Source organism: Novosphingobium colocasiae (assembly GCF_014652555.1).
Lineage (GTDB): Bacteria > Pseudomonadota > Alphaproteobacteria > Sphingomonadales > Sphingomonadaceae > Novosphingobium > Novosphingobium colocasiae.
In genome coordinates this window covers 1-20136 of sequence record NZ_BMZA01000010.1, presented here as the reverse complement: position 1 = coordinate 20136, position 20136 = coordinate 1, and the positions used below count along the sequence as shown (strand labels likewise).

General features: G+C 67.3%; 13 protein-coding genes. 7 read left to right on the top strand and 6 right to left on the bottom strand.

Annotated features, from left to right (window positions below):
* The 6 genes from IE122_RS12770 (at position 1) to IE122_RS12745 (ending at position 9189) form a co-directional block, all read left to right on the top strand.
* Positions 1–1359 (top strand): outer membrane beta-barrel protein, encoded by a 1359-nt coding sequence (locus IE122_RS12770; RefSeq protein WP_189621564.1) that lies wholly within the window; start codon positions 1–3, stop codon positions 1357–1359.
* 515 nt (positions 1360–1874) lie between these two features.
* Positions 1875–3053: a cell wall hydrolase gene (locus IE122_RS12765; RefSeq protein ID WP_189621563.1), complete on the top strand. Its 1179-nt coding sequence runs from the start codon at positions 1875–1877 to the stop codon at positions 3051–3053.
* Positions 3054–3103: 50 nt separating this feature from the next.
* Positions 3104–4639 carry a TolC family outer membrane protein gene (locus tag IE122_RS12760; RefSeq protein WP_189621562.1) on the top strand — a complete coding sequence of 512 codons (1536 nt, stop codon included), beginning with the start codon at positions 3104–3106 and terminating at the stop codon, positions 4637–4639.
* Complete coding sequence (locus IE122_RS12755) at positions 4636–6342, top strand: type I secretion system permease/ATPase (protein WP_189621561.1); 1707 nt, start codon at positions 4636–4638, stop codon at positions 6340–6342. The genes IE122_RS12760 and IE122_RS12755 overlap by 4 nt, the downstream gene beginning before the upstream one ends.
* A gap of 33 nt (positions 6343–6375) precedes the next feature.
* Positions 6376–7728, top strand: coding sequence for an HlyD family type I secretion periplasmic adaptor subunit (locus IE122_RS12750; protein WP_229814117.1), 1353 nt, complete (start codon positions 6376–6378; stop codon positions 7726–7728).
* Positions 7729–8319: 591 nt separating this feature from the next.
* Positions 8320–9189 (top strand): sugar transferase, encoded by an 870-nt coding sequence (locus tag IE122_RS12745; RefSeq protein WP_229814115.1) that lies wholly within the window; start codon positions 8320–8322, stop codon positions 9187–9189.
* Between the two features lie 344 nt (positions 9190–9533).
* Here the strand turns inward: IE122_RS12745 and IE122_RS12740 are convergent, their stop codons facing one another.
* The 6 genes from IE122_RS12740 to IE122_RS12715 form a co-directional block, all read right to left on the bottom strand.
* Positions 9534–10223 (bottom strand): phytanoyl-CoA dioxygenase family protein, encoded by a 690-nt coding sequence (locus tag IE122_RS12740; RefSeq protein WP_229814113.1) that lies wholly within the window; start codon positions 10221–10223, stop codon positions 9534–9536.
* Positions 10224–10449: 226 nt separating this feature from the next.
* Positions 10450–12252 (bottom strand): glycogen debranching protein GlgX, encoded by a 1803-nt coding sequence (glgX, locus tag IE122_RS12735; protein WP_189621560.1) that lies wholly within the window; start codon positions 12250–12252, stop codon positions 10450–10452.
* A 13-nt stretch (positions 12253–12265) separates the two neighbouring features.
* Positions 12266–13735, bottom strand: coding sequence for a glycogen synthase GlgA (glgA, locus tag IE122_RS12730; protein WP_189621559.1), 1470 nt, complete (start codon positions 13733–13735; stop codon positions 12266–12268).
* A gap of 24 nt (positions 13736–13759) precedes the next feature.
* Positions 13760–15022, bottom strand: a complete 1263-nt coding sequence (glgC, locus tag IE122_RS12725; RefSeq protein WP_189621558.1) for a glucose-1-phosphate adenylyltransferase — start codon at positions 15020–15022, stop codon at positions 13760–13762.
* Positions 15023–15035: 13 nt separating this feature from the next.
* Complete coding sequence (gene glgB / locus IE122_RS12720) at positions 15036–17213, bottom strand: 1,4-alpha-glucan branching protein GlgB (RefSeq protein WP_189621557.1); 2178 nt, start codon at positions 17211–17213, stop codon at positions 15036–15038.
* Complete coding sequence (locus IE122_RS12715; RefSeq protein ID WP_189621662.1) at positions 17210–19591, bottom strand: glycogen/starch/alpha-glucan phosphorylase; 2382 nt, start codon at positions 19589–19591, stop codon at positions 17210–17212. The genes glgB and IE122_RS12715 overlap by 4 nt, the downstream gene beginning before the upstream one ends.
* Positions 19592–19933: 342 nt before the next feature.
* Between IE122_RS12715 and IE122_RS12710 the strand changes: the two genes are divergently transcribed.
* Positions 19934–20122, top strand: a complete 189-nt coding sequence (locus tag IE122_RS12710; protein WP_189621556.1) for a hypothetical protein — start codon at positions 19934–19936, stop codon at positions 20120–20122.
* Positions 20123–20136: the final 14 nt, after the last annotated feature.

Sequence of the window (20136 nt, the reverse complement as noted above, 5' to 3'; positions counted from 1 at the left end):
ATGCGGCACAACAGCACCTGCGTCCCCGCGCCGCCGGGCGCGCGCGGACGGACGGCCTCCCGCGCGCCCTGCGCCTCGCGCGCGCCCTGCGCCGCGCGCGCGATCGTGCAGGCCTCGCTGGGGATCGCCGCGCTGGGCGCAGGCACGCTGGGCGGGGCGTTCACCGCCCGCGCGCAGAGCCTGTCCCCGCCGGTCACCGAACCCGACGATGTGGCAGGGAACCGCAAGCTGCCGCGCTACCAGCCGATCGGCTATGACCTGCGCGGGTTCGATATCCTGCCTTCGGTCCGCTTCGGCGCGCGGGCGGACGACAACGTGTTCTTCACCCCCGATCACCGGGAGGCGGATGCCCAGCTCCAGGTCGAACCGCGGCTGCGGATCACCCGCAAGACCAAGCTCAGCGCGCTGGCGGTGGATGCCAGCCTGCGGCGCAGCATCTATGCCCGGCTGCACGATCAGGACACCACCGAATACGGCCTGCGCGCCGCGTTTCGCCGGGGCAATGACCAGGCCGCGCTGGCGGCCGAGGCGGGCTATCGCCGCGAAGTGATCCAGCGCGGCTCGGTCGAAAACGATCTGACCGCAGGGCCACCGCTGCTGCGGCGCGTGCTGGACGGAGCGCTGACCGGGCACAAGCGGTTCAACCGCTTCGCGCTGGACGCGCGCGCCGGGGTGACCTGGCTGCGCTATGAAAGCGTGGACGGCGCGACGAGCGACCAGCGGTTCCGCGACGGCGAGCGGTACGAAGGGCAACTCGTCGCCTCGTTCGACATCAGCGCCCGCACCTCGGTATTCGCCGCCGGGGCCTATCAGCGGTTCGATTATCGCCGCTCCCCCGCCATCGGTAACCGCGACGCCGATGACTGGAGCGGGCTGATCGGCGTGCGCTATGACCTCAGCCGGGCGCTGATCGCGCAAGTGGGGGCGGGGTATCGCACCCACCGCTTCGTCGATCCGCGCCAGCGCAGCATTTCCGGGCCCGCGATATCCGCGCAACTGCGCTATTACCCCACCCGCCTGCTGACCGTGCGCGGCAGTGTCGAGCAGACCGTCACCACCAGCCCTTACGACCTCGTCAGCGCCGTCACGGTCACGACCGGGCGGGCCGAGCTGGAATACGAGTACCGGCGCAATGTCTCGCTGCTGGCGGCAGGCGCGCTGACATTCGAGGATTACGGCCATGCCACCTATTCGGCGCGCACGCTGTCTCTATCGGCCGGCCCGGTGTGGCGGATCAACAACTGGCTGAGCGCGCAGGCGAGCGTATCGTACAGCCAAAGGTTCGCGCAAGGACGCGGGGCCCCGTTCGATCCCTACCGCCAGTTCGGCGGCATGATCAGCCTGACGGTGGCGCGCTGATGCGCCTGCTTTTCGCCCGGCCGCTTGGTGCGGAGGATGCGCGTGGGGCGGATGCCGGGGGTCCGCTTGGGAGCGTCTGGGGCGCAGCCTCGGCGACGTCAGCGCCGATTGCCGCCGTGATCGGCGGGGTGCCGCAGCAAGGGTGGGGATTGGGTGCTGAGCCAGACGCTGCTGCACCTGCGACGGAAATCGAAGCGCGATCGAGTGCCAGAAGTGCCCGTCCGCTCGGGCGGCGATCTGCATTCTTGGGTTTGGATGCTGACGATGCGCCCCCGCATCTCCCCTCCCCGCCGGGGAGGGGGCGGGGGTGGGGGAGCGATGCCGCAGGCAGCGCGTCGATGGAGGAGGGGGACACCCCCCTCCCGACCTCCCCCCTGGAGGGGGGAGGGGCAGGTGGTGCAATCATCCATAGTCGCGCGGCGGAGCCGGGGTTGGATGGCCTGCAAGGGGACGTGCGTTTCAGCGCTGCTGGACGTCGCTCGTCTCCCGCAGCCTTGCCGCTTGCAGGCGCTGGGGTGATCGGACGGTGGCCGCTGGTCGCCGTGTGTCTGGCGATCATCGCCGTGTTCGTGTTGCAGATGCATGGCCCGCACAGCGCGAGGCTAACGCATCGCCAGAGTCCGGCCGCTGCCGGCGCGCCGCTGCCGGGTGCTCGGGCGCAAACCCCGCTCGCAGCGCCGCCGGTAGAACCGCTGGTTTTCGCGCGGATCGATCGCGATAGCGCGCGGGCGATCAATGCGGCGATCGGGTTTCAGCCGCTCGGGCCCGATGCGCCGATCCCGTTTGTCGTGCCCCCGGCTTCGGCCGATTACGCGCGGGCGCTGGACTGTCTGGCCAGCGCCGTATGGTATGAAGCGGGCGACGATCGCGGCGGTCAGCAGGCGGTGGCGCAAGTGGTGCTGAACCGGCTGCGTCATCCGGCCTATCCGCATACGGTGTGCGGCGTCGTCTATCAGGGGGCGCAGCGCAGCACCGGGTGCCAGTTCACCTTCACCTGCGACGGCGCGCTGGCGCGGCGGCCCTCTGTCGCCGGGTGGCAACGCGCCCGCGAAACGGCGCGCGCGTTTCTGGCCGGGACGACCGATCCGCGCGTGGGCATGGCGACGCATTACCATACCGACTGGGTGCACCCTTATTGGAGCGCATCGCTCGACAAGATCGCCAAGGTCGGCACGCATCTGTTCTTTCGCTGGCACGGCGGCTGGGGCCGGCGCGCGGCCTTTGCCAGCGGCTATGCCGGCGGCGAACAGCGCGAGCCGCGGCTGGCGATGCTGTCCCCCGCCCATGCCGGGGGCGATACGCCGCGCCTCGCCTATGCGCTCGACGATCCGGCGGGGCTTGCCGCCGCGCGTCCGCCCGGCAGCGGGCTGGTGGACCGGGGCAGTGGCGATCACTTCATCCTCGTCGATGCCCAGGGCGATGGCGACGCGCTGGCGCTGCAGGGGCTGGGACAGTGTCGCGGGGCAAGCTATTGCAAGGTGGTCGGCTGGGACCGGCGGGCGCAGGGCTTCGGCTCGCCCGACAACCCGGTCGCCCGCACGGTCGCCTTTCTGTACGTGAGCGACCGGCGCACCGGGGTCGAAGTGGTGCTGTGGGATTGCGGGCGATACAACCGCCCGGTCGACAGCCAGTGCCTGAGCGAGGCCAACCGACGCTGGATCAGCTTTCAGGGCGATCTTTCGCGTGCCTCATGATCCATGGCCCCGCCACCGGCATCGCACCGCCCCGGCATCGTGGAGCATCCATGCACACGCCTGACCCCCGCCGTCCCGGCGCGGATCGGCCGCCGTTCGCCCTGCTGATCGCCGCGGGTGCCCTCGCGCTCGGCCTGCCGGTTGCGGCCGCACGGGCGGAAACGCTGGCCGATGCGATTGCCGCCGCTTATGAAAACAACCCCGGCGCGCAAGCCGCCCGGGCATCGACCCGCGCCGCGCAGGAACGGGTGGAGCAGAGCCGCGCCGCCTTTGGCCCGACGCTGACCGGGGATGCCGGCTATGTCTATTCCTGGCAGCGTTCGCGCTATCGCGGGGTGACCGTGCAGCAGGCCGGCAGCTTCACACCGCAAGCCTCGCTATCGGTGGACCAGCCGCTGTTCACTTTCGGCCGGCTCGCCAGCCAGCGCCGCTTCGCGCAGGCCGGCTACGGTGCCTCGATCGCGCAATTGCGGGCTACCGAGCAGGACCTGATGGCCAACGTCATCATCACCTATGCCGCCGTGCTGCGCGATATCAAGCTGGTGGGGATCGCGCAGGAGAACCTGTCGCTGCTGAACGAACAGCTTGACCAGACCAGCGCCCGCTACAGTTCGCGCTATGCCACCGAGACCGACCTGCAGCAAACCCGCAACCGCATTTTCAGCGGTCAGGCGCAGCTTGAACTGGCGCAAGGCAACCTGGAAGCGAGCCGCAACACCTTCCGCAACCTGACGGGCCATTATCCCGACGATCTGGCCCCGCTGCCGCAGCTTCCGCCGCTACCCGCCACCATCGCCGACGCGCAGAACATCGGCGCGCAATCGAGCCCCTTGGTCGAACAGGCGCGCTTCGAACTGGCCGCAGCCCGGGCCCGCATCGGCCAGGCCAAGGGCAACGCCCGGCCCTATGTCAGCGCTTCGGGCACGGTCGGCATGACCCGGCCCGACCTCCAGTTCGAAGACCTGCACCAGCTTTCCGCGCAGGCCCGCGTGGGCGTGACGGTGCCGTTCTTTTCGGCGGGGCTGCTCTCCGCCCGCATCCGCGAGGCGCAGCAGGACGCCGATGCAGCGAGCCAGCGGGCGGAACAGACATCGCGCGATGTGCGCGAGAATATCGCCAGTTTCTGGGACCAGCTCGCCGCCGCCCGCCGCGCCCTGCCCGCCTATGCCCGCGCGGTCGCCGCGGCGCAAAGCGCGCTGGACGGCGCGCGCGAACAGCAGTTGGCCGGCCAACTCACCTCGCTCGACGTGCTCGATACCGCGCGCGACCTGCTGGTATCGCGCCAGGCGCAGGCGCAGTCCGAAGCGCAACTGTTCGTGCAGCACGCCCTGCTGCTGGGCGCGATGGGCCAGCTTCGCGCCGATGCCTTCGCGCCCGGCACCCCGGCTTACGATCCCGCCGGCTATGGCCCCGGCCCGTTCACCGGCTTGCCGAGCGGGCCGCTGGTCCGGCTGATCGATGCGCCGTTCGTGGACCAGCGCTTCAAGGCCACCCCGCTGGCGATCGAGCACGACGACGAGGCGGGCCACGCCATGGCCCTGGTGCCTGCCCCGGCTGCGGTGCCACCAGGAGTGGCCGCGCCATGACCCCGGCGCAACCGTCCCGCCTGCTGGGCCATGTCGGCGCGATGCTGCAGGTGCTGCGGCCGGTGATGGGGCCGGTGCTGATCTTCAGCGCGGTGTTCAACGTGCTGCTGCTGTCCGGCTCGTTCTTCATGCTGCTGGTCTACGATGACGTGCTGGCCAGCCGCAGCCTGCCCACGCTGTTCGGGCTGCTGCTGATGGTGGCGGTGGCCTATCTGTTTCAGGGGCTGATCGACGTGATCCGCGCGCGGGTGCTGATGCACGCCGGGGCGCGGGCGGACCGGCTGTTTTCCGATCGCATGTTCGATGTGATCAGCCGGTACGAGCTGGACGCCGGGCCACTGCCTTCGGGCAGCGCGCCGGTGCGCGATCTCGACATGGTGCGCGCGTTCATTTCGGGGCAGGGCCCGCTGGCCCTGCTCGACCTGCCCTATGTCCTCCTGTTCCTGCTGATCCTGTTCGTGTTCCACTGGCTGCTGGGGCTGACGACGGTGGTGGGGGTGGCCGTGCTGGTGACGCTGATGCTGGCCGGGGACGTCCGCACGCGAGGGCCGACGGCCGACGTCGCCTCCGCCTCGGCCACACGGTTTGCCATGGCCGAGGATGTGCGCCGTAACGCCGAAGTGCTGCGGGTGCTGGGCATGGATGCCTGGCTGCGACGGAACTGGGACGCGGTGAGCGCCGGGATCATCGCCGCGCACGATCGGCTGTCGGGCGTGTCCAGCCGGATGCAGGTGATCAGCAAGGCGTTCCGCATGTTCCTGCAAAGCTTCGTGCTGGCGATGGGGGCATTCCTGGTCATTCGCGGCTATGCGACCGGCGGCGTCATCATCGCCGGATCGATCCTTTCGGCCCGCGCGCTGATGCCGGTCGAACAGACGATCGGCCAGTGGAAGGGGATGACCGAGGCGACGCAGGCTTGGCAACGGCTGAACGCCCTTCTCGCCGCCGTTCCCCGCCGCGAACCACCGCTGCCGCTGCCGCGCCCGGCGAAAAGCCTGGAGGTGCAGGGCGCGGTGTGCGGCCCGCCGGGGCGGCAACGGGTGACGCTGGCCAACGCCAGCTTCCGGCTGGAGGCGGGGCAGGCGGTGGCGGTGATCGGCCATAGCGGATCGGGCAAATCCACGCTGATGCGCGCGATCACCGGGGCATGGCCACTGCTGCGCGGCGCAGTGCGGCTGGACGGCGCGGCGCTCGATCAGTGGGACCCGGTGCAACTGGGCCGCGATATCGGCTATGTCCCGCAAGCGATCGAGATGTTCGATGGATCGATCGCGCAGAACATCGCCCGCTTCGATCCGCAGGCGGTGCCCGAAGCGGTGATCGCCGCCGCGCAGGCGGCAGACGTTCACGAGATGATCGTCGCCTTGCCCGGCGGCTATGACTACCGGCTGGGCGGACCCGGCGGCGGCGGGCTTTCGGCCGGACAGAAGCAACGGCTGGCGCTGGCCCGCGCGCTCTATGGCGATCCGTTCATGCTGGTGCTGGACGAACCCAATTCCAACCTCGATGCGGTGGGCGAGGCCGCGCTGGCCGAAGCGGTGCGCAAGGCCAAGGAGCGCGGGGCGGTGGTGGTGATCGTCGGCCACCGGCCATCGGTGTTCGCGCATGTCGAGCAGGTGATGGTCATGGCCGACGGCCAGATCCGCCAGATGGGCGAACGGGGCGAGATGCTGCAGCGCCTCAACTTCAAACCGGCGGCCTGATCCTTCCCGCCCGCCGCCGCAAAGGATAGCGCTATGCCGAGCCCGGCCCTCGTTTCCGCCGCCGCCCTGCCCGTCCCCGGGCATTCGGGCGAATACGTCCCCGAACAACGCCTGCAAAGCGAGGTGCGCAGCGGGTTGATCCTGTGCGGCGCGCTGGTGTTCGGCCTCGGCGGCATGGCGGCGGTGCTGCCCATGGCCGGGGCGGTGATCGCGCCGGGGCAGGTCGGCGTCGCCTCGTTCGTGCGGCAGATCGGCCATCCCACCGGCGGGGTCGTTTCCGATGTGCTGGTGCGCGATGGCGATCATGTCGGAAAGGGACAGCCGCTGCTGCGGCTTGACGCCACGGTCAGTCAGGCGGCTGCGACCTATACCGGCGAGAATGTCGACCAGTTGCTGGCCCGCGCCGCGCGGCTGACGGCGGAGCGGGACGGCGCAGCGGCGATCGCCTTTCCCGCCGAGCTGACCCGGCGCGCCGCCGATCCGGACATCGCCACGCTGATGGGGCAGGAACGGCGCACCTTCGCACTGCGCCGCGCCGCACGGCAGGCTGCCGCCGCGCAGCTTGACCAGCGGGTGACGCAGACCGCCGCCGATATGAGCGCGGCCCGCACCAAGGCCCGCAGCCTGGATGACCAGGCGGCGCTGATCAACGATGAGCTGGATGCCACGCGCAAGCTCTATGAACGGCGCTACACCACGCTCGATAGGCTGAACGCGCTCGAACGCACCGCCTCCAGCCTCGCCGCCGATGCGCGCGGGGCGCAGGAAAGCGCCGTCGCCTCCTCTGCCCGGATCGACGAACTGCGCGTGCAGCGCGGCGCGATCGGCGCGGATGCGCGGTCCAACGCCGCCGGCGAACTGATGGACGTGCTGGGCCGCATCGCCGAACTGCGCCGCGCGCAGGCAGCGGCGGATGACAGTTACGACAAGTCGGTGATCCGCGCCCCGCAGGCCGGGGTGGTCGACAAGCTGGCGTTCCGCACGGTGGGCGGGGTGCTGCCGCCGGGCCAGACGGTGCTGGAAATCGTGCCCGACGATGATCGCATGGTCGTGGAGGCGACGGTGGCACCGGTCGATGTCGATCAGGTGCACGAAGGCCAACCGGCGGTGATCCGCTTCAGCGCCTTTTCCACGCGGACAACGCCCGAACTGAACGGCCACGTCACTCACGTTTCCGCCGACCGGACCGACGACCGCAACGCCCAGGCCGCGTTCTATCGGGTAACGATCAGCCTCGATCGCGGCGAGATCGCGCGGCTAGGCGGGCTGCGGCTGCGGCCGGGCATGCCGGCCGAAACCTTTATCCAGACCGGCCAACGCTCGATGCTGAGCTACATCCTCAAGCCTCTGTCCGACCAGCTCGCGCGGGCATTCCGTGAGAATTGAGGGGGGCGATTCGTCAGTTCCCGAAAATGCAATCGTTAGCAGACGCGGCTGATCTGTCGTCGTGTCGATCGGCGCGGCCGCGTCGGCACCTGCTGGTGAGAAAAGCGATGAAAATGGCAGTTAATCCCGAAGCGACCCGCTCCATAATGAACGCAGTGCGGAGGCAGATTGTGCGCCAGCTACGACGGGTTGCGCGCTCACGGGCATCGCTAATACCAAGGCTCATTGATCCGAACTCATAGCCCTCTCCCCTTCAGGGGGGATGGTGCCGCTTCGCCCCCTCTTTACGCCGGCTAGGCGGACAACCCGCCAAGCCTGCGTATCTCCCTGAAGGGGAGAGAGGAACATGAGTCAAAGCTATTGAGACTTGACATTACACCAACTTGTATAAGTAATACCACCTAATTTACCGCCTTAATTCATCTTTTTCGGATCATTCTCCCGTGCTGCACTGCATCATCGGAATATTGACGCGCGATTTACTTCAATTACGATGCTGTCAACCAAAGGCGGTTACTCTTCGTGGTGGGGATATCCGTTTCCTTTCAGGGGGATGGTTAGATGGACCTGTGCGCTGACGACCAAGCTGGAGTGAACTTTCCTAATTTCGCGATGACCGGCGGGGGGCTGCCGATCCTGCCACTGGAAGGCGGCGGCGCGGGGGTGATGGCACCGCCCGACCGCGTTGCGCGTCGCCGTCGGCGGCGTCACCCGCGCAATCTGGCACGACGTCCCGTGCCCGCGCGCAGCGTGGCTGCCCCCGGTGCCGGCCCCGCGCCGGCCACAGCCTGGGTGCAGCCGCTGGGCGATCATGCCGGGGCAGAACGTCATGCGGAGACCGGGCATCACGCGGGCACGGGGTTGGGCCGCGCGTTCGATATGGCCGTGGCGCTGGCGGCTATCGTCCTGTTCCTGCCGTTGCTGCTGGCGATCGCGCTGGCGGTGCGGCTGTCCGGGCCGGGGCCGGTGCTGTTCGTGCAGCGGCGGATCGGGCTGGGCGGGACCAGCTTCCCCTGCCTCAAGTTCCGCACCATGGTCGCCAATTCGCAGGAGGTGCTGCACGATCTCCTCGCCACCTCGGCCGAAGCGCGCGGCGAATGGGCGCGCGACCAGAAGCTGCGCAACGATCCGCGCATTACCCGCATCGGCGCGGTGCTGCGCAAGAGCAGCCTCGATGAACTGCCGCAACTGTTCAACATCCTGGCCGGGCACATGAGCATCGTCGGCCCGCGCCCGATCGTGGAGGCCGAAGTGGTGCGCTATGGCGCGCGGTTCAGCGCCTATTGCTCGGTGCGGCCGGGGCTGACCGGGCTGTGGCAGGTCAGCGGCCGCAACGAGGTTTCCTACGAGGCGCGGGTGCGGCTCGATGCGTTCTACGCCTTGCGCAAATCGACGCTTTACGATGTCGCGATCTGCATGCGCACCGTCCCCGCAGTCCTCGCCTCGCGCGGCTGCTACTGAACCGGGGGCCCATTGCCCCAGCGCCGGCCGAACAGGCGGACATGTGGGTTGCGCTGCGGTGTCTCGACTTCGCTCGACACGAACGGGAGGGGCTGATTTCGCGGGACAACTGAAGGCGGGCCATCCGGCGCATCGGGCGCAAATCTACCCCGAACCGGACTTGCAGGGAGGGCGTCCACGCGGCGTCCGGCCGGATGGATCGCGCGTGCGTGATGCTTCGGGTCCCCTGTAGCCAGGGCGTGATCCGCTCGCCCTCCAGCGGATCACGCCCCGATGCGTTTTGGTACCTGATGATGGTGCCGAGCGGTGTTTGATCGCGCACGGTGCAGGTCCTCAACCGGCCGTCACACGCCCAACCACTCCAATCCACCAGGCAACTCGTCAGCGGAATAGTCGACCTGCAGCACCCTGCGACGCCTAGGATTTGTCGCCACAGCAGACGCATGCAGAATAGGCGTGGCGTAGGCCCAAACGTCACCTGCCTTAGCCAAGCAAGCAAATGCATTGCACTGCTCTAACACATCTGCGTATGCATCGACTTCCAGCTTCCCGGCAAGATGGGAGCCAAGTGCGATAAGCAGCGGCGCGTTCTGTGCAGGCACGTCATCGAGATGCACACGAAGTGTCACCATTCGGGCGAGAAGGTCATAGGGCGGCGCTACATGCTGAAGACCGCGCTTGATCGTCCAGGGGCCGAAGCCATCCACCGGTAGGCGCTGCTTCACGCAAATGGTTCGATCCTGATGCCACGCCAAGGCCCAGTTGGTAGTCGCTGTCTTGTCAAACAGGATCGCTCGGACTGGAGCACACTTCCGCCCCATCAAAGCTTCTGCGATGCTGCCGACGACGCCAGACGCACCCAAAACTGCCGACAGCGCTGAAACACCATGGATGCGGACACCCGCCTGATCGGACGGAAGTTTCGCAAGGGCAGCGCCGAGTTCATCAAGAACCTTCAATGCTCCTGCGGGAACGAACTGCGCCCCATCCCCCATCAGCGTCAGGTCTGATGCGCTTGGTGGTGAAGTCATCATGAAGGTGATTTAGACCCTCTGGCCGAGTTTAAGCAATGGCCAGTTCAGGCGGCGAACGGGATCAATGCCGGCGGAGGCGGACACATGAATTTGCCTCCGCCATGACGAGTACCATCCCGCCTCGTTGCATGGCGTGCTCCTCCATTCTTCAGGGGGAGGTCGGGAGAGGATGCAGACTTCAGGTTCGCGGGCCGGATAGACCGCCCCCGGTTTGCGCGCCTCGGGGCTACTCCCCTATGACCACGGTGCGGGTGGTGCGGTCGATGGTGAAGGCGGGCGGAGTGCCGGGCTCGCCGAGGCAGCGCAGGTAGTGTGATTCCGGTGCTTCCCATTCGGCCGCCGCGATCGGGTAGCCGTCGCGGGAGAGCCAGTGGACAGGTTCGTGGAAGCGGCTGTATGCGCCCGGCTGCGCGCTGCGGCGGGCGCTGAGGGCCTGGACGTAGGCTTCCAGATCGCGGTCGCGGCCGGTCCAGTCGATCCAGCCGATGGCGTTATCCTGGCAATAGGCGTTGTTGTTGCCCTGTTGCGAGCGGCCGAATTCGTCACCGGCGGTCAGCATGATCGTGCCGGTCGAGGCGAACAACGTGCCGAGCAGGGCGCGCAGATCGCGAGCCCTTGCGGCGATCACGGCGGGGTCGTCGCTCGGCCCTTCGACGCCGTTGTTCCAACTGAAATTTTCGCCATGCCCGTCACGGTTATGCTCGCCGTTGGCTTCATTGTGCCGCTCGGCATAAGCGACCGTATCGGCGAGGGTGAAGCCGTCATGCGCGGCGAGGAAGTTGACCGAGCGGCAATCGCCGTGGGGGAAATGGGGGCCGAACACATCGGTCGATCCGGCCAGCCGGGTGGCCAGCGCGCCGATCGTCGCCTCGCCGCGCCAGAAGCGGCGCACGTCATCGCGAAAGCGGTCGTTCCATTCGAGCCAGTGGCCGGGAAAGTTGCCGAGCTGATAGCCGCCGGGCCCGATGTCCCACGGCTCGGCGATGAACACGCGATTGGCCAGCAGCGGATCGGCGGCGATTTCGGCAAAGATCGGCGCGGCCGGATCGAAGCCCGGCCCGCGCGCGAGGACGGGGGCGAGATCGAAGCGGAAGCCGTCCACCCCGCAGGCGCTGACGAAGTGGCGCATCGTCGCCAGCGCCAGTTCGCGCACCCAGTCGACCGCGAAATCGAGTGTATTGCCGCAACCGGTATCGTTGATGAGGGTGCCGTCGGCGGCGCGGGCATAAGCCGCCGCGTCCAGCCCGCGCAGCGACAGCACGCCCCCTTCGCGATCGCTTTCGCCCGAATGGTTGAACACCATGTCGAGGAGGACGCCGATCCCTGCGGCATGGAGCGCGGCCACCGTATCGCGCAGTTCGGCCACGCCGCCGGGGCACAGGCCGGGATCGAGCGCCATCATCGCGACCGGGTTGTACCCCCAGGCGTTGACGAGGCCGAGCGGCGGCAAGTGGCGCTCGTCGAGCCAGGCGATCACCGGCATCAGTTCCACCGCCGTGACGTGCAGGGCCTTGAGACGGGCGATGACCGACGGGTGCGCCAGCGCCGCCACCGTGCCGCGCAAGGCCTGGGGAACATCGGGGTGGAGCATGGTGAAGCCGCGCACGTTGACTTCGTAGATCAGCCCGCCGGGCGTGAAACGCGGGGCTGCGGGCTTTACCACCGCGCGGGGCGCGGGGACGATGGCGGCGGGGACGATGGCGGCGGTATCGGCCCCGTATCGGGCAAGGCGCGGGTCCTGGACGAACCGGCGGTCCAGTTCGACGGCGTAGGGATCGACGAGCAGCTTGGCGGCATCGAACCACAGGCCGGCATCCGGGCTCCATTCACCATCGGCGCGAAACCCGTAAGCCTGTCCAGCCCGTTCGCCCGGCAGGCTCAGCGTCCAGCATTCCCCCTGCCGGATCATGGCGATACGCTGTTCCGCCCGCCTTTCCCCGAACAGGCACAGCCACAGCGCGCGGGCGGCGGGCGCGCGGACCGCAAAATGGGTGGCCCCCTGTTCGATCCAGGCGCCCAGCCGGGTCATCGCCCGCGCCGCATCATGGCACGAGCGAGCGGTACAGCTCGGCGTAGGCCTTGCCGCTGGCGGTCCACGAAAAGTCGCCGGCCATGGCGTTGCGCTGGATCGCGCGCCAGACCGGCGCTTGCGCGAACAGTTCCACCGTGCGCGACAGCCCGGCGGCGAAGCTGTCGTAATCGACGCCGTCGAACTGGATGCCGGTGGCGACGCCTGCGGCCAGCGCCGCCGGGTTCGCGTCGATCACGGTATCGGCCAGCCCCCCGGTTCGGGCGACGACCGGAACGCAGCCATAGGTCAGCCCGTAAAGCTGCGTGAGCCCGCAAGGTTCGAAGCGTGACGGCACCAGAATGGCATCGCCGCCGCCCTGCATGCGGTGCGACAGGCCTTCATCATAGCCGAGCCGGACCGCCACCTTGCCCGGATGGCGGGCCGCGGCGCGCAGCAGTTCGCGCTCTATCTGCGCATCGCCCGAGCCGAGCAGCGCCAGCCGCCCGCCGATGCCGACGAGGTGGTCCAGCACTTCGAGCAGGACATCCATGCCCTTCTGCCAGGTCAACCGGGTGATGACGACGAACAGCGGTCCATCGCCGCTATCGAGGCCGAATTCCGCTTCGAGCGCGCGCTTGTTGAGGCTGCGCTTTTCAAGGGTGCGGCGGGTGAAGCGCGCGGCCAGGGCGGGATCGCGCGACGGGTCCCACAAGGCGGTGTCGATGCCGTTGAGTATGCCGGAGACGGCATTGCCGCGCGCCGCGATCAGACCTTCGAGCCCCATCCCGAACCGGGCGGAGCGGATTTCGCGGGCGTAAGTCGGGCTGACGGTGGTGACGCGGCTGGCGGTGGCGATCCCGGCCTTCAGCAGGCCGACCCCGCCGTGGTATTCGACGCCATCGAGGCTCCACGCCTGCGACGGCAGTTCCAGCCGGGCGAACACCTCGCCACCGGCGCGGCCCTGGAACGCCATGTTGTGGATGGTCATCACGCTGGGCAGCGGGGCTTCCCCGAACGGCGCGTAATGGAGGTAGGCGCAGGCCATTGCCGCCTGCCAGTCGTGCGCGTGGACCAGATCGAAGCCCTGCGGCTTGCCCCCTGATCGCACGCAGCCCCCGGCGATGTCCGCCGCCGCGCGCCCGAGCGCCGCGAAGCGGTGCCAGTTATCGGCCCAGTCGTTCCCGGCGAGATCGCCATAAGGGCTGCCGTCACGCGCGAACAGCGCGGGGACATCGAGGACGAGCAGCGGATGATCGCCCAGCTTTCCCGCCAGCAGCCGCGCCGGGGTGCCGAGCAGCGCATCCCAGGTGTGGACCGCGCGCGGCTTGCCCCTGCTCCCGGCAATGGCGGCCAGCACCGCCGGATAGCCGGGCAGCAGCGTGGTCATCGCCACGCCGTGCGGCGCGACCGCCGCCGGCAGCGCGCCCGCGACATCGGCCAGCCCGCCGGTCTTGACCAGCGGCACCGCTTCGGAGGTGACGGACAGAACCCGGATCGTCATGTCACGAGCGTGGCCCGACGGCGATCACAGTTCAAGCCGCTCGATCATCGCCTTGGTGATGAGGCACACCCCGGTTTCGGTCCTGCGGAAGCGCTGGCCATCGAGGATCGGGTCTTCGCCGACCACCAGCCCTTCGGGAATGCGCACGCCCGAATCGATGATGACCCGGCTGAGCCGGGCGTGCCGGCCGATGTTGCAATAGGGCAGGATCACCGCTTCATCGGCGCAGGACCAGCTTCCCATCTTGACCCCGGTGAACAGCAGCGAGCGGCGGGCATAGGCCCCCGAGACGATGCAATCCTGGCTGATGAGCGAGGAGATCGCGTGCCCGCGCCGGCCTTCCTCGTCATGGACGAACTTCGCCGGGGCGGCCACCCGGCTATCGGTCCAGATCGGCCATTCGCGATCGTACATGTCGAGCTTGGGGACGGTATCGGTCAGATCGAGGTTGGCCTCGAAATAGGCATCGAGCGTGCCGACATCGCGCCAGTATTCCTCGATCTCTTCTGCCGCGCGGATGCAACTGGCGGTGAACCGGTGGGCCTGCGCCTTGCCGTGCTTGACGATGTAAGGGATGAGATCGCCGCCGAAATCGCGCCCGGAACCGGGGTCAGCAGCATCGCGCCGCAACTGTTCGAACAGGAAGCTGGTGTCGAACACATAGATGCCCATGGATGCCAGCGCATTGTCCGGATCGCCGGGAATGCCGGGCGGATCGGCCGGCTTTTCGATGAACGCGGTGATGCGATCCCGGGCATCGACATGCATGACGCCAAAGCCGCTCGCTTCCTCGCGCGGGACGACGAGGCAGCCCACGGTCACGTCCGCGCCCGAGTTGACGTGCTGCTGCAGCATCAGCTCGTAATCCATCTTGTAGATGTGATCGCCCGCCAGGATCACCATGTAGCGCGGGGCGTGCGCTTCGATGATGTCGATGTTCTGGTACACCGCGTCGGCGGTCCCTTCGTACCACAGCATTTCGGAGATGCGCTGGCTGGCGGGGAGGATATCGAAGCTTTCGTTGCGTTCGGGGCGCATGAAGTTCCACGCCCGGTTCATGTGCCGGATCAGGCTATGCGCCTTGTACTGGGTGGCGACGCCGATGCGGCGGATGCCCGAATTGATCGCGTTCGACAGCGCGAAATCGACGATCCGGCTCATCCCGCCGAAATAGACCGCCGGCTTGGCGCGATTGTCGGTCAGTTCCTTGAGCCGGCTGCCGCGTCCGCCGGCCAGCACATAGGCCATGGCGTCGCGTGCCAGCGGCTGTCCCGTCTGCGTCCTCATCCCAGCCACTCCCTTATTCCCCTGCGAATTCCAGCATGATCGTCGCCAGCGGCGGCAGCGTTGCCATGGCGGTCCCGCCGCTGGTCTTGACCTGACCCAAATTGCCCTTGCCGGTACCGCCATAGTGCAGGGAATCGCTGTTGAGGATTTCGTTCCACTTGCCGTCGTGCGGCAGCGGCAGCGGGTATCCCGACAGCATCGCAGGGGTCATGTTGGAGATCACCGCCACCGGATTGACGCCCGGTGCCGTGCGCAGCCACGCGAAGACGGAATTGGCGCTGTCATCCACCACCAGCCAGCGGAAGCCATCGGCATCGCAATCCCCGGCATGGAGCGCCCGCTTGGCGCGGTAGATGCGATTGAGATCGCGGACGAGATTGCGCACGCCTTCGTGCGAGGGTTCGGCGCGCAGGGCCCAGTCGAGCGCGCGTTCCTCGCTCCATTCGCGGCGCTGGGCGAATTCCTGGCCCATGAACAGCAGCTTCTTGCCGGGATAGCCCCACATCAGCGCGTAATAGGCGCGCAGGTTGGCGAACTGCTGCCATTCATCGCCGCTCATCTTGCCGAGCAGCGACCCCTTGCCGTGGACGACCTCGTCATGGCTGAGCGGCAGGACGAAATTCTCGCTGAAGGCGTACATCAGCCCGAAGGTCATATCGTCATGATGATAGCGCCGGTGCACCGGATCGCGCGCCATGTAGCGCAGCGTATCGTTCATGAAGCCCATGTTCCACTTGAACCCGAACCCCAGCGCCGTGGCGCGGGTTCCCGGCGCGGCATCGAGCGCGGGCTGCGTGACGCCGGGCCAGGTGGTCGATTCCTCGGCGAAGGTGATGAAACCGGGGTGCGCCGCGCCCAGCGCCTTGTTGGTTTCGCGCAGGAATTCGACCGCTTCCCAGTTCTCGCGGCCGCCTTCGTCGTTAGCGATCCATTCGCCTTCCTGGCGCGAATAGTCCCGGTGAAGCATCGAGGCCACCGCATCCACCCGCAAGCCATCGACATGATAGCGTTCGGCCCAGAACAGCGCGTTGTTGATGAGGAAGCTTTGCACCTCGCGCCGGCCGAAGTTGTAGATCAGGGTGTTCCAGTCCGGGTGGAAGCCCTGCCTGGGGTCCTCATGCTCGTACAGCGAAGTCCCGTCGAAGCGGACGAGGCCGTGCTGATCGGTGGGGAAGTGGGCGGGCACCCAATCGAGGATGACCCCGATCCCGGCGCGGTGTGCGCCGTCGATGAAGCGGGCCAGCCCGGCAGGCTCCCCGAACCGGGCGCTGGGGGCATAGAGCCCGGTGCTCTGATAGCCCCACGACGGATCGTAAGGATGCTCCATCACCGGCATGAATTCGATATGGGTGAACCCCATCTCGACCACATAGGGGATCAACTGATCGGCGAGATCGTCCCAGTTGAGGAACCAGTTGAACCGGTCGCGCTGCCACGATCCGGCGTGGACTTCATAGATCGAGACCGGCACCTTGCGCGCATCGACCGAGGCCCAGTGCGCCCGGTGTGCCTCATCGCCCCAGTCCAGCTTGGCCGGACGCGCCGTCATCGAAGCGTTGTGCGGGCGGATTTCCGACATGAACGCGAAAGGGTCCGCCTTGAGCGGCTGGGCGACGCCATCGGCACCGACGATGTAATACTTGTAGGCGCGGTAATCGCCGATGTCGGGGATGAAGATTTCCCACACGCCGATGTCGGCGCGCTTGCGCATGACGTGGCGGCCGGGCTGCCAGTCGTTGAAATCGCCGACCACGCTGACCCGCTGCGCATTGGGGGCCCAGACCGCGAAATGGACGCCGCTGGCCCCTTCGTGGCGGATCAGATGCGCGCCCAGCTTGTCGAACAGGCGCATGTGCGCGCCTTGGGCGATCAGCAGATCGTCCACCGGCCCCAGCACCGGCCCGAAGCTGTAAGGATCGGTGACCACCCAATCGTGCCCGCCCGCCGAACAGCGGTAACGGATCGGCTGGGGGTCGCCGGTCAGGCTGCCTTCGAACAGGAAGCGGTCATCGACCTTGGTCAGCACCCCCAGCGGGCGGCCATCGAGGCTGAGCGCCTCTACGCTGTCGGCACTCGGCAGGATCGCCCGCGCCAGCACGCCGTCCGGCCCGGAGTGGGCACCCAGCAAGGAGAACGGATCGGCGTGAACTCCCAGCAAGAGCGCGTCGATGGCACTTTCAGGTGGTTTCACAGAACTTTCCAGATGTCCTTGGCATATTCGGCAATCGTCCGGTCGGACGAGAACCAGCCGACGCGGGCGATGTTGCGGATGGCGGCGGTGCGCCAGCCGGCGGGGTCTTCCCAGCGCGCATCGACGGAGCGCTGGGCGGCGGCGTAGCTATCGAAATCGGCGGCGCACATGAACCAGTCATTGTCGTAGATGCCGCCGATCAACCCGGCATAGCGCCCCGGATCATCGGGCGAGAACACGCCCGAGGCAATGGCGGACAGCGCCTGCGACAGTTCGCGCGATCCTTCGATCACTTCGCGCGGATTATAACCATCGGCGCGCTTGGCGGCGACTTCCTCGGCGGTGAGGCCGAAGATGATGATGTTCTCATCGCCGACATGGTCCTTGATCTCGACGTTGGCACCATCGAGCGTGCCGATGGTGAGCGCGCCGTTCAGCGCGAACTTCATGTTGCCGGTGCCCGAAGCCTCCATCCCGGCGGTGGAAATCTGCTCCGACAGGTCAGCCGCCGGAATGATCCGTTCGGCGAGGCTGACGTTGTAATTCGGCACGAACACCACCTTGAGCAGCCCGCCGACCGACGGATCGGCGTTCACCCTTCGGGCGATGTCGTTGGCCAGTTTGATGACCAGCTTGGCGTTGTGATAGCTCGGCGCGGCCTTGCCGCCGAAAATCTTGACCCGCGGCACCCAGTCCCGTTCGGGGTGGCTGCGGATCTGATCGTAGAGCGCCACCGTCTCGATCAGGTTGAGCAACTGGCGCTTGTATTCGTGGATGCGCTTGATCTGGACATCGAACAGGGCATCGGGATCGAGCCGGATGCCCATGGTCTTCTTGATATGCTCTGCCAGGGCGACCTTGTTGGACCGCTTGACCTCGGCGATCCGCTCACCCAGCGCCGAATCTTCGGCCAGCGCGGCGAGATCCACCAGCTTTTCCGCGTCGTCGAGGAAATCGTGGCCGATCGCGTCCCTGATAACCTTGGTCAGCCCCGGATTGCACTGCTGCAACCAGCGGCGCGGCGTGACGCCGTTGGTCTTGTTGTTGATGCGGGTGGGATAGAGCGCATGGAGATCGGCGAAGACCGTCTCCTTCATCAGTTCCGTATGCAGCGCGGCCACGCCGTTGATCGAATGCGCACCGACAAAGGCCAGGTTGGCCATGCGCACCCGCCGTTCGCCGCTTTCCTCGATCAGGCTGATCGCGGCGATCTGTTCATCGCTGCAGCCGGCCTTGCGCGCTTCGCGCAGGATGCGGCTGTTGATCGCGTAGATGATCTGCATGTGGCGCGGCAGCAACCGCTCGAACAGCGGCAGCGGCCAGGTTTCCAGCGCTTCGGGCAGCAGGGTGTGATTGGTGTAGGAGATGGTCTTCTTGCACACCTCCCAGGCTTCGTTGAATTCGAGCCCGTGCTGATCGACCATCAGCCGCATCAGTTCCGCCACCGCCACTGACGGGTGCGTATCGTTGAGCTGGATCGCCGCCTTTTCAGGCAGCGTGCGGATATCGCCTTCGTACTGGACGTGGCGGCGCACGATGTCCTGGATCGATGCGGCGGTGAAGAAGAATTCCTGCCGCAGCCGCAGTTCCTGCCCGGCCGGGCTGCTGTCGGCCGGATAGAGGACCCGCACCAGGCTTTCGGCGCGAACCTGTTCGGCCAGCGCGCCGAAGTGATCGCCCGCATTGAAAGCATCGAGCTTGAGCGGATCGAGCGGGCTGGCCGTCCACAGCCGCAGCGTGTTGACCCGCTTGCCGCGCCAGCCGACCACCGGCGTATCGACCGCCGTCGCCTCGACGAATTCGGCGGGGTGCCAGACGACATGATCGCCATCCGCCGCCACTTCGCCGCCGAAGCCGATGCGATAGGAGCTTTCGAGCCGTTCGAATTCCCAGGGGTTGCCGTGGGCCAGCCAGGTTTCGGGCAGTTCGACCTGCCAGCCTTCATCGATCCGCTGGCGGAACATGCCGTTCACGTAGCGGATGCCGTAACCGTAGGCCGGGATATCGAGCGTGGCGAGGCTTTCCATGAAGCACGCCGCCAGCCGCCCGAGGCCGCCGTTGCCCAGCGCCGCATCGGGCTCCAGCTCCTCAAGCTGCGCAAGGTCGAGCCCGTGCGCGCTCAGCGCCGCTTCGAATTCGCGGGTCATGCCCATGTTCGACAGCGCATCGCGCAGGAGCCTGCCGATCAGGAACTCCATCGAGAGATAATAGACCCGCTTGCCGCCTTCGTCATAAGTGCGGCGAGTGGAGGCGAACCAGGCATCGATGATGGAATCGCGCAAGGCCAGGATCGAGGCGGTATACCAGTCATGCTGGCGGGCGGCGCGTTCGTCCTTGCCGACGCGGTGGCGCAACACCTTGACGATATGCGCATCCATTTCCGACGCAGTTTCCCCGCCGATATCGGGAAGAGGTTCTGAAGCCACGGCCGCACTCCTGCTGGGCCCGCGCAGCCACCCCGTTGAAAGGGGCCATCGCGATGCCGGTCATCGCCAAAAGGGGGCGACACCCCCGCTCCTTTCCATCCTTCTCCCACGCCATGGCTACCACAGGCGCGCCCTGCGGCAAGGTGGATTTGTGCACTGCCGCAATATTTTGGCGCGAACAGAAAGGTCGATGCTGGGAAGCATTGGCCGTCGAAGCGCGCGGCTTTCCGGCCGGCGATTGGACAGAGAAGACCGACGCTTGCCTTTTGGGCGTCATTGACGTACAATGCGCAGATGACGACACGTACGATCACGGTGGCCGAGACGCACGCGTTTGCGCGATCGGCTGAACGGATCTGGAGCGAAAGCGAGCGCGCCGAACTGGTCGATCATGTGGCACACCATCCGGAGGCGGGCGACGTGATCCCCGGTACGGGCCTACCGGATGCACACATCGTGATTGAAAGGAGGGAGCAGGTGTGATTCCGTGTGGTTGA

Coding starts and splice junctions, on each gene's coding strand:
- IE122_RS12770 (WP_189621564.1), top strand. CDS start 1: ATGCGGCACAACAGCACCTGCGTCCCCGCGCCGCCGGGCGCGCGCGGA.
- IE122_RS12760 (WP_189621562.1), top strand. CDS start 3,104: ATGCACACGCCTGACCCCCGCCGTCCCGGCGCGGATCGGCCGCCGTTC.
- IE122_RS12755 (WP_189621561.1), top strand. CDS start 4,636: ATGACCCCGGCGCAACCGTCCCGCCTGCTGGGCCATGTCGGCGCGATG.
- IE122_RS12750 (WP_229814117.1), top strand. CDS start 6,376: ATGCCGAGCCCGGCCCTCGTTTCCGCCGCCGCCCTGCCCGTCCCCGGG.
- IE122_RS12740 (WP_229814113.1), bottom strand. CDS start 10,223: ATGATGACTTCACCACCAAGCGCATCAGACCTGACGCTGATGGGGGAT.
- glgX (WP_189621560.1), bottom strand. CDS start 12,252: ATGACCCGGCTGGGCGCCTGGATCGAACAGGGGGCCACCCATTTTGCG.
- glgA (WP_189621559.1), bottom strand. CDS start 13,735: ATGACGATCCGGGTTCTGTCCGTCACCTCCGAAGCGGTGCCGCTGGTC.
- glgC (WP_189621558.1), bottom strand. CDS start 15,022: ATGAGGACGCAGACGGGACAGCCGCTGGCACGCGACGCCATGGCCTAT.
- IE122_RS12715 (WP_189621662.1), bottom strand. CDS start 19,591: ATGGATGCGCATATCGTCAAGGTGTTGCGCCACCGCGTCGGCAAGGAC.
- IE122_RS12710 (WP_189621556.1), top strand. CDS start 19,934: ATGACGACACGTACGATCACGGTGGCCGAGACGCACGCGTTTGCGCGA.